Genomic DNA, 9,314 nt, shown 5'->3' with positions numbered 1-9,314 from the left:
CGGGCAGGTGGCACCGGGCGCGACGCGGACCGCCTCGGCCACCTCGTCGCGACGCGGCAGTGCGCGACCAGCGCGGGCGCGCGGCGCACCGCGCCGTTCCAGAGCCGGATGGTGGCGGCGAAGCCGGGGTCGCCCGGCTCGTGGAGCCGGTCGCCGAGCAGGGCGCGTAGCCGGGCGGCGGCCGTGCTGACATCGGGGGTGGCGGCGGAGACCATGGCGACTCCTCGACCGGGGCCTGGCGCCGGGTACGCCCCGGCGGCGGCCCTCGCTGGGCGCGACCGTAGCACCGGCACGCCGCCGAGCGCCGTCGCCATCACGACAGCGGCCGGTCGACCGGCGACTCAGCTCTCGGCCTTGACCAGCGGAAACTCCAACGAGCCGGCCGGGCAGAGGAAGGTCAGCACGTCGATCCGATAGAGCCCGGCCTGCACCGCCGGGTCGGCCTCCAGCACGCTGCGGACGTCCTCCACGCTGCCGGTGCGGGCCAGTCCGAAGCCGATCGGCGGCTCCGGGTTGTTTGTCGTCCCGTCGATCGAGCCGGCGACCAGGACGATGCCGCGGCGCTGCAACGCCTGCATGTGCTCGGCGTGCTCGGCCTGCAACCGCTGCACGGTCTCCGGGGGCAGGGCCCGGCCGGCCGCGCCGGGATAGATCACGATGCACTCGTACGTGTCGAGCGCGAAGTTGACCTGCGGCACTCCCGCCATGGGTGCTCCCTCCGCCGTCGCGCCGGATCGCACCGGCTCCGGCCAGCGTCGCACGCGGTCCGCGGTCCCACCGGGCGCTTCGCGGCAACTGGTCGCGGCGCCTGCCCGGCGGGTGTCCACCCGCACAGTCGGCCGGCGAGCGGTGTGCGGGGCCGATTCCGGGGGATGATCTACCGGTGACGGGTGGGTGCGGCGTTCCCGCGCGTTCCGCGCCCGTCACGACGAGACGATTGGGGATCGGGCAATGGCAACAAACATCAGCGAGCAGCCCGCGAAGGCGTCCGGCACGTACCGCATCGGTGGCGACGTCACCGTCAACCGGCTCGGCTACGGGGCGATGCAGCTCACCGGCCCGGGTGTCTGGGGTGATCCGAAGGACCCGGCCGAGGCGGTCCGGGTGCTGCGCCGGGCGATCGAGCTCGGCGTGACGTTCATCGACACCGCCGACTCGTACGGGCCGTTCGTGTCGGAGCTGCTGATCCGTGAGGCCCTGCACCCGTACGCCGACGACCTGGTCATCGCCACCAAGGGTGGGTTCACCCGGTCCGGGCCGGGCGACTGGCGCGTGGTGGGTCGCCCGGAGTACCTGCGGCAGCAGTGTGAGCTGAGCCTGCGCCACCTCGGCCTGGACAGCATCCCGCTGTACCAGCTGCACCGGATCGATCCGCAGGTGCCGCTCGCCGATCAGCTGGGTGAGCTGGCGTTGCTGCGCCAGGAGGGCAAGATCCAGCACATCGGGCTCTCCGAGGTGAGCGTCGCGCAGATCGAGGAGTCCCGGGCGATCACCGACATCGTCTCGGTGCAGAACCTGTACAACCTCGCCAACCGCAGCGCCGAGGACGTGCTGGAGTACTGCGAGCGCAACGACCTCGCGTTCATCCCGTGGTTCCCGATCGCCACCGGTGAGCTGGCCCGTCCGGGCGGCCCGCTGGACGCGATCTCCACCGGGCACGGCGCCTCGCCCGCGCAGCTCGCGCTGGCCTGGCTGCTGCGCCGCTCGCCGGTGATGCTGCCGATCCCGGGTACCTCCTCGGTGGCGCACCTGGAGGAGAACGTGGGCGCGGCCGACGTGCGGCTCACCGACGACGAGTTCGAGGCGCTCGCCAAGGCCAGCTGAGCCGCCGGCCGGACGCCGCCGGCCAGGACGCCACCGGACGGACGCCATCGGCCCGGACGCCGTCGGTTCAGTCGGCGGCGTCGGGCGGGCTCCCGGGCGGCGCGCAGCGCCTCGGTCGCCTGGGTCAGCAGGCGAGCCGAATCGGTGCGGCCGTTCACCTGGATCTCCACCTCGGTGTCGCCGGCCTGGATCCGGACGCTGGCCTCGGTGCGCTGCTGGTCGACCCAGGACTGCAACAGGTTGAACAGCCCTGGCAGCAGCCCCTGCGCCAGCACCGCGATGAGCACAGCGTCGCTGAAGCCGGGGCGTCCCCCGCCGCCGCCGGCCTGGCGGACCACCGGCCGGTACTCGGGGCGGCGGTGGATCCAGGTCAGCAGGTCGACAGCGGAGGGCTGGCGCTGACGGGGGTTGATGGTCAGCCGGACGGGTAGCCGGGCTGCGACGTCACTGTCGGTCACGGTGTGTCTTTCGGTCAGTCGGAGGCGGGTTGGAACGCGACGGCGTCCCCGTCGGCGGTGGCGACGCCCGCGACGGTCAACGTGTCGTCGTCGGTGAACGGCGAGCTGGTGCCGAAGTACGTGGTGGTGCCGCTGACCTGCACCCGACCCTGGGTCTCCACCGGGGTGAAGACCCGGGCGCTGCTCGGGCCGGTCAGCTCGACGGCGATCTTCGGGTACTCCAGGATCTTCCAGGTGACCTTTCGGGTGCTCTCGCCGCCGTAGTACCGGAACGGGCAGCCCGGCGGCGCGGCGACGGTCTGCTTGGCGCACTCGTCCAACCAGGCGCGGACCCGGGCCTCGACCGCCTCGACCGCCGTGGGCTTGAGCACCGGGGTCAGTTCGAGGTTCGCCGCGCTCTGCCCCGGGCCGACCGTCACGGCCGTGGTGGGCGTCTCGCTGAGCGCGCTGGACGGACCGGTCGCGGTGTAGACCCCGGGCAACAGCACCAGCGGTGCCCCCTCGGTGGCGACCGGCAGCTCCACCCCGTTGAGGCGTACCCCGGGGTCGGCGATCGACGAGTTGAGCGGGATCGGCCCGCCAGTCAACCGCCAGCCGTGGAACAGCCCGGCGGTGGCCTCCTGCTCGCGGCTCAGCGTGAGGGTGGCGGTCTGCGGCGCGTCGGCCAGCCGGTACGTCACCGTGGCGGTGGCGCTGTCACCGTCGCGCTCCAGTTCGCTGATCTCGACGTCGGTCGGCGGTTGGTAGCCCTTGCCGCGCAGCAGCTTGGCGAGCAGGTCCCGGTCGGTGCCGTCGCCCTGGTCGGTGAGGACGTCGAGCGCGGCCGCGCTGTCCCGGTCGGCGAGCGCGGAGAAGTACCCGCCGACCGCCGCCTGGGGGCGGAAGAACGCCCACTGCACCACGCCGAGACCGCTGGTGCCGAGGCAGGCGGCGAGGGTGAGGGCGCCGACCAGCAGCCAGGTGCGGCGGGTGCCGACCGGGCCGGTGTGGCCGAACAGCCGCTCGACGGTGACGGGCTCGGCCGCGTCCGCCGGTACGCCGGCCACCGACGCCCGCTCCAGCGCGTCGAGCCGGAGTTCGTGCGGCGGGTGGGTGGCGCAGACCGCCTCGTCCCAGCCGCTACGGCCGCTCTCGAAGGAGAGCCGCCGTTCCAGGACGCGCCGTAGCCCGTCGAGGTGCCCGGTCAGCACCGCGCCCAGGTCGGCCCGGTACTCCGCGGCCCGCACGTCGCGGGCGTGCAGCGGCAGCACCACGTACCGCATGGTGAGCAGCACCGGCCAGAAGAACAGGAAGACCACGAAGTTGGTGGCCGGGTGCGGGAAGGTCCGCATCAACCAGGTGGGCAGGGCGTGCGCGAGGGTCAGCGGCAGGCCGACACCACGGACGAAGGCGCTGGTGATCTCGTCGCCGGTGCGCCAGTGCACCAGCTCGTGACTGAGCAGCGCGGCCACCTCGTCGTCCGGCTCGGTCAGCACGGCGGTGCTGACCACCACGTGCCGGGCGTACGTCCGGGCGTTGCTCAGGACCGGGTCGTCCTCCATCAGCAGCCGGGGCACGCTGGGCAGGCCGAGCCGGCGCGCGCACTCCTCCAGCACCGGGCGCAGGCGGGCGGTCTCGCGGCGGCTGGGCTGGCGGGCGCCGGACACCACGAGCAGTTTCGGTTCGAGCAGCACCCGGTACAGCGTGTAGAGGACCCCGATCAGCGCCGCCGCGGCGACCGTGCCGAGCAGCCCGGTGAGCAGCGCCAGCGGTTCGTCGGCCACCCCCATCCAGGGCAGCGCGAGCACGGCGAGGAAACCGGCCAAAAAGCCGGCCGCGAAGCCGGCCACGCCGCCGAGCAGGCCGCCGGAGCGGCTGAGGAACGCCTCCAGCAGAGAGCCGATCAGCGGGGCGTCGCGCAGCGCCGACGGGATCTGGTCGTCCGCGTTGAGGCCACCGGCGAAGAGGCCGACGGCGGCGAGGCTGAGCCCACCCCAGAACGCCAGGAGCAGCCCGACCGGCAGGTAGAACCAGGTGGCGACGAACGCGCCGAGCACGCCCCGCCAGTCCCGCAGGATGCCGGCGCGCAGCCAGACCAGCGCGCTGGGGTAGCCCGGCGGCCGGTCGGCGAACCCACCGCTGGGTGGCGGGTCGTCGACGGCCGGCGGTTCGGCGGCCCGGACGTCGAGCTGCGGCACGGTCGGCGGGGTGCTCTCCGGCGGCACGCTGTGCGGCTCGGTCATCCGCGCTGCTCCTTCTCCTCACGGCGAAAACTGTCGGGAATGGACAGCCGGAGCAGGTTATCGAGGACGTCTGATGTCTGCCAGAGCGTTTCGGCGCATCGTCGGCCAACCGACACTCACCGTCGCGCGCCCACGGGAGGTGGCCCCGCCGGGACCACCTCCCCCGGCCTGGTCAGAGCGCGAGGCAGTTGGGTCGCACCGGGCCGTCGACCAGGGCGCCGCGCACGATGGTGTACGCCGTGCCGTCGAGGACCAGACCGAGGTGCCCCACCACCCGCAGCGGGCAGGAGGCCTGGATCAGCACGTTCGTCGCACCGTCGTTGACGGCGGCGTTCCCGGTCGGCCGGACCAGCTCGTCCTGGAGGGTGCGGATGGTGGTGTAGCGGACCGCGCCGGGGGTGTCGTCGCCGTCGTTGAGGTCGGCCAGGAACGCCGAACCGATGGTCATCTGCTGGCAGGCGACCACGCCGGCACAACTGCCCAGGCCCAGGAACGCGACGATGTTCGCCACGTAGGTGCCGTACTGCGGGGTGCCCAGGCTGACGTAGCGACCGACGGAGGCGGTGCCGCCGAGCCGCTTGAGGTAGTAGCGGCTGACCAGACCGCCTTCGGAGTGGGCGACGACGTCGACCGCCGCCGCGCCGGTGCTGGCGCGTACCTGGTTGACGTAGCTGGCGAAGGCGCGGGCCGAGGTGGGGATGTCGCCGAGGCCCAGCCCGGGAAGCTGGTAGATGAAGGTGCGGTAGCCGTCGGCGCGCAGCCGGGCGGCGATCGGCTCGTAGGCGACGGCGATGCCGCTGAGCCCACCGACCACGATCACCGGGTTGGCCGCGGCGGCGGCCGCGAAGTCGGCGGGGGCGGCGGCGGTCGGCACGGCCACCGGGTCGGCGGGGGCGGCGGTCGCCGTGGCGGTGGACGCGAGCACGGCGGCGGCGGCGAGGGCCAGCACGAGGGCGGTCTTTCGGAGCAGCATCGCTGCACCTCCAGCGGGAGGCGCCCGGCGAACCGGGCAGGTGGGTGGGGGTGTCCGGTCGACCGTGCGACGATCATGCCCGCAACAATTCAGCAACGTCAATGACTTGTTACGGACCGGTAACCCGTTGTCCCGACGGAGGCGCAAACGGGCATACCCACCACGCTCCATATCGGACACCAGTGGTGCCTGGCATGCTGTGCTCGTGGCGGTCGAGAAACCCACCGAGCGCGAGCTGCGGGTGATGCCGTGGTGGCTGGTCCTGGTCGGCCTGCTGCTCGCCGCCGCGCTGGGCTGGCTGGTGCTGGACCTGCTGCTCGGCGAGGCGGACCGGGCCAGCCAGCCGGACACCCGGGCGACCCTGCGCATCGACGCGATCCGCACCGGCCTGACCGTGGTCGCCGGCACCGGCGGAGGGCTGGCGCTGCTGCTCGCCGCCCGTCGCCAGTGGATCGCCGAGCGCGCCCAACGGCACCAGGAGAGCGTCGCCGAGCGGGACCAGGCCCACCGGGACCGGGTGCAGGGGCACGCCGAGTCGGTGGCCGAGGCGGCGCAGCGCCAGCAGGACCGGCAGTCCACCGCCGCCGAGCACGACGCGGCGGAGCGCCGGCTGACCGAGCTGTACACCCGGGCGGTCGAGCTGCTCGGCAACGACAGCGCGGCGGTACGCCTCGGCGGCCTGCACGCGCTGGAGCGCCTCGGCCAGGACAACCCGGCGCAGCGCCCGACGATCGTGGCGGTGCTCTGCGCGTACCTGCGGATGCCGGCACCCGAGGACGAGCCGCGCGAGACGGAGGTCCGGCGCAGCGCGCAGCGGGTGCTCACCCGCCACCTGCGCGCGGACGACGCGACCCACTGGCCGGAGGCCAGGCTGGACCTGACCGGCGCCCGGCTCGTCGACTTCGACGCCGCCGGCTGCACCCTTGTCGACGCGGACTTCACCGGCGCGGTCTTCAGCGGCGCCACCAGCTTCGCGGGCGCGACCACCCGCGGGCGGCTCAGCCTCGGCGCGGCGGCCCTCGGGGACGTGGTCTTCGACGACCTCGCCACCGACGGGGAGGTCGTCCTGGACGACGCCCGCTTCGAGGGTCAGAGCAGCTTCGACCGGGCCGACTTCACCGGGCTGTCCTGCCGGCGATCCCGTTTCGCCGGCCCGACGTCATTTCACCGGGCCACGTTCCACGAGCCGACCAGCTTCGACGCGACCCACTTCCAGGACGGCGCCCGGTTCCGCGAGGCGACCTTCCTCGGCGGGCTGTCCATGGAGCACACCGAGTTCGCCGGGTACGCCGGGTTCCGCTCGGTCCGCTTCGCGGACATGGCGCTCTTCCGGTGGACCGTGTTCGCCGGCGACGCGTGCTTCGAGCAGGCGCGTTTCGACGGTGCGGCAAACTTCGGCCGGCCCGGTTCGAGGGCGGGGTCAGGTTCGACGCCGCCCGCTTCGACCGCCGCCGCAGGTCGACCAGGCCCGCGCGGCGGCCGGCGGCGAACACTGCTGGCCCGCCGACACGGCGGTCGATCGGCTCGACGACGAGTGGCTGCTGCTTGTCGACCGCTGAGCGGCCGGGGGCGTCAGCGGGGCGCGGCCGGCGGGCGTAGCCCGTCCAGGGCGACGCCGAGCACCCGGTCGCGCTGCTCCGGCGACGGGAACTGGGCCATGGTGAGGCCGCTGATCAGCCGCACCACGTCGTCGAAGCCGATGTCGTCGCGCACCGCCCGGGTGGCCTGGGCACGGCGCATGAGCGGCTCACCGGCGGCGTAGATCTCCGTCCGGCAGGTCCCGAAGATCTCCGAGTCGTGCAGCAACTGCTCGGCGAGCGCCCGCTTGGTGGCGACGTACCCGACGAAGCGGTGCAGCCACGCGACGAGGGCGTCCCACGGGGCCAGCTCGGCCAGGTCCTCGGCGGAGCGGCTCAGCGCCCGGACCTCCTCGACGTAGACCGCCTCGAAGAGGTGTCGCCGGCTGGGAAAGTTGCGGTAGAGCGTGCCGATGCCCACCCCGGCCCGGCGGGCCACGTCCTCCAGCGAGGCGGCGGCGCCGTGCTCGGCGAACGCGTCGCGCGCCGCGGCGATCAGGGCGTCGTAGTTCCGCCGCGCGTCGGCGCGCTTCGGCCGCTGAGCGAACACCTCGGGCGCCTGCCCCGCGCTGGTCATGACGTACGTCACCTCACCCTGGTTGCAACCGGAGGCACCCCTCCGCTAGCTTAGTGGAGGCACCCCTCCGGAACCCCCGGAGGCCTGCCTCCGGTTAGCTTACCTCGGGACCCGCCCGATCCGCCTGGCCACCCGATCGCCCGGACCCGACAGCCAGCCCGTCACAGACGACGGGTGACATGCCTCCTTCCGTACGTAATCAGGGAGTTTTCTCTCGTGGCAGTGACCTCCCGACGCGGCTCGCGTCGGCTCACCTTCACCGTGCTCGCGGCCGGTGCCGGATTCTTCGCGATGCTCCAGTCGCTGATCACCCCGGTGCTGCCGACCATCCAGCAAGATCTGCACACCTCCCAGAACACCGTGACCTGGGTGCTCACCGCCTACCTGCTCAGCGCGTCGATCTTCACGCCGATCCTCGGGCGGGTCGGCGACATGGTCGGCAAGGAGCGGATGCTCGTCGTCTCGCTCGCCGCCCTCGCGCTCGGCTGTCTGCTGGCCGCCATCGCGCCGAACATCGGCGTGCTCATCCTCGCCCGGGTCGTGCAGGGCATCGGCGGCGCGGTCTTCCCGCTGTCGTTCGGGATCATCCGGGACGAGTTCCCGGCCGCCCGGGTCTCCTCCGCCGTGGCCGCCATCTCGGCGATCGTCGCCGCCGGCGGTGGCCTGGGCGTCGTGCTGGCCGGTCCGATCGTCGCCGCGCTGGACTACCGGTGGTTGTTCTGGATCCCGATGGTCGTGGTGGGGCTGACCGCCGTCGCCGCCCACCTCTTCATCCCGGAGTCACCGGTGCGTACCCCCGGCCGGATCGACTGGCGGGCCACAGTGCTGCTCTCCGGTTGGCTGGTCGCGCTGCTGCTGCCGATCAGCCAGGGCGCGGCCTGGGGCTGGACCAGCACCCGGGTGCTCGGCCTGCTGGCCCTCGCCGTGCTGCTGCTGGTCGGCTGGCTGATCGCCGAACTGCGTTCGCGCAACCCGCTCATCGACATGCGGATGATGCGCCTGCCCGGCGTCTGGACCACCAACCTGGTCGCGCTGCTCTACGGCGGGTCGATGTTCTCCGTGTACGCGTTCCTGCCCCAGTTCGTGCAGACCCCGACCGCCGCCGGCTACGGCTTCGGCGCCAGCATCAGCCAGGCCGGTCTGCTCATGCTGCCGATGCTCGTCGCGATGTTCGTCGCCGGCATCGTCGCCGGCCGGCTCCAGGCCGTGTTCAGCGCCAAGGCGCAACTCGCCACCGGTGCCGCGTTCAACGTGGCCGCGTCCGCGATGCTCGCCGCCGCGCACGACACCCGCTGGGAGGTCGCCGTCGCCGGTGGCCTGGTCGGCCTCGGCATCGGTCTGGCCTTCGCGTCGATGGCCAACCTGATCGTGGCCAGCGTGCCCGCCAGCCAGACGGCGTGGCGACCGGCATGAACGCCAACATCCGCACCATCGGCGGCGCGATCGGCGCCGCCGTGGTCAGCGGCGTGATCACCGCGCACCCGCAGGCCAGCGGCCTGCCCCGGGAGGCCGGCTTCACGATGGGGTTTCTGGTCCTCACCGCGATCGCCCTGGCCGCCGCGCTCGCGGCCCTCGCCGTCCCGTCCGCCCGGCGGGCGTCGGCCGGTCGCCGGCCGTCCACCGCGACGATCGTCGAGTCGGAGCTAGCCGGCGAGTTCGCCACCGTGCCGGCGACCCGCTGAG

Annotated in this window: 7 protein-coding genes and 3 pseudogenes; 4 read left to right on the top strand and 6 right to left on the bottom strand. The window is 73.3% G+C overall.

From position 1 onward, the window contains the following. Both JM949_RS30240 and JM949_RS30235 read right to left on the bottom strand, forming a co-directional pair. Nucleotides 1-215 (bottom strand): annotated as a pseudogene (locus JM949_RS30240) (hypothetical protein); the annotation flags it as partial. A 126-nt stretch (nucleotides 216-341) separates the two neighbouring features. Then, nucleotides 342-707 carry a YciI family protein gene (locus JM949_RS30235; protein WP_203151536.1) on the bottom strand — a complete coding sequence of 122 codons (366 nt, stop codon included), beginning with the start codon at nucleotides 705-707 and terminating at the stop codon, nucleotides 342-344. A gap of 244 nt (nucleotides 708-951) precedes the next feature. Between JM949_RS30235 and JM949_RS30230 the strand changes: the two genes are divergently transcribed. Further along, nucleotides 952-1,824 carry an aldo/keto reductase gene (locus JM949_RS30230; protein ID WP_203151535.1) on the top strand — a complete coding sequence of 291 codons (873 nt, stop codon included), beginning with the start codon at nucleotides 952-954 and terminating at the stop codon, nucleotides 1,822-1,824. Between the two features lie 170 nt (nucleotides 1,825-1,994). On the opposite strand, the pseudogene JM949_RS40040 reads toward JM949_RS30230, so the two are convergent. The 3 genes and pseudogenes from JM949_RS40040 to JM949_RS30215 form a co-directional block, all read right to left on the bottom strand. Further along, nucleotides 1,995-2,162: pseudogene (locus JM949_RS40040) on the bottom strand (hypothetical protein); the annotation flags it as partial. A 134-nt stretch (nucleotides 2,163-2,296) separates the two neighbouring features. Continuing rightward, on the bottom strand, nucleotides 2,297-4,504 hold the full coding sequence (locus JM949_RS30220) for a M48 family metalloprotease (RefSeq protein WP_203151533.1): 2,208 nt from the start codon (nucleotides 4,502-4,504) through the stop codon (nucleotides 2,297-2,299). 172 nt (nucleotides 4,505-4,676) lie between these two features. Beyond that, nucleotides 4,677-5,477, bottom strand: a complete 801-nt coding sequence (locus JM949_RS30215) for an esterase/lipase family protein (protein WP_203151532.1) — start codon at nucleotides 5,475-5,477, stop codon at nucleotides 4,677-4,679. A gap of 244 nt (nucleotides 5,478-5,721) precedes the next feature. Between JM949_RS30215 and JM949_RS39365 the strand changes: the two are divergent. After that, nucleotides 5,722-6,738: pseudogene (locus JM949_RS39365) on the top strand (pentapeptide repeat-containing protein); the annotation flags it as partial. 311 nt (nucleotides 6,739-7,049) lie between these two features. Here JM949_RS39365 and JM949_RS30210 read toward each other — a convergent pair. Continuing rightward, the gene (locus JM949_RS30210; RefSeq protein ID WP_203151531.1) at nucleotides 7,050-7,631 is read right to left on the bottom strand and encodes a TetR/AcrR family transcriptional regulator; all 582 of its coding nucleotides are present in this window, start codon (nucleotides 7,629-7,631) and stop codon (nucleotides 7,050-7,052) included. A 216-nt stretch (nucleotides 7,632-7,847) separates the two neighbouring features. Between JM949_RS30210 and JM949_RS30205 the strand changes: the two genes are divergently transcribed. Both JM949_RS30205 and JM949_RS38010 read left to right on the top strand, forming a co-directional pair. Beyond that, nucleotides 7,848-9,044, top strand: coding sequence for an MFS transporter (locus JM949_RS30205; RefSeq protein WP_309232397.1), 1,197 nt, complete (start codon nucleotides 7,848-7,850; stop codon nucleotides 9,042-9,044). Then, nucleotides 9,029-9,313, top strand: coding sequence for a hypothetical protein (locus JM949_RS38010; RefSeq protein WP_238434158.1), 285 nt, complete (start codon nucleotides 9,029-9,031; stop codon nucleotides 9,311-9,313). The genes JM949_RS30205 and JM949_RS38010 overlap by 16 nt, the downstream gene beginning before the upstream one ends. Nucleotide 9,314 lies beyond the last annotated feature (1 nt).

This window comes from Micromonospora tarensis, assembly GCF_016803395.1.
Taxonomy (GTDB): Bacteria; Actinomycetota; Actinomycetes; order Mycobacteriales; family Micromonosporaceae; genus Micromonospora; species Micromonospora tarensis.
The sequence above is the reverse complement of the archived record's forward strand: the minus strand, read 5'-3'. Positions and strand labels throughout refer to the sequence as shown.

Excerpts from the sequence above, each read along its gene's own strand:
- JM949_RS30215 (WP_203151532.1), bottom strand. The coding sequence starts at position 5,477 with ATGCTGCTCCGAAAGACCGCCCTCGTGCTGGCCCTCGCCGCCGCCGCC.
- JM949_RS30235 (WP_203151536.1), bottom strand. The coding sequence starts at position 707 with ATGGCGGGAGTGCCGCAGGTCAACTTCGCGCTCGACACGTACGAGTGC.
- JM949_RS30210 (WP_203151531.1), bottom strand. The coding sequence starts at position 7,631 with ATGACCAGCGCGGGGCAGGCGCCCGAGGTGTTCGCTCAGCGGCCGAAG.
- JM949_RS30220 (WP_203151533.1), bottom strand. The coding sequence starts at position 4,504 with ATGACCGAGCCGCACAGCGTGCCGCCGGAGAGCACCCCGCCGACCGTG.
- JM949_RS30230 (WP_203151535.1), top strand. The coding sequence starts at position 952 with ATGGCAACAAACATCAGCGAGCAGCCCGCGAAGGCGTCCGGCACGTAC.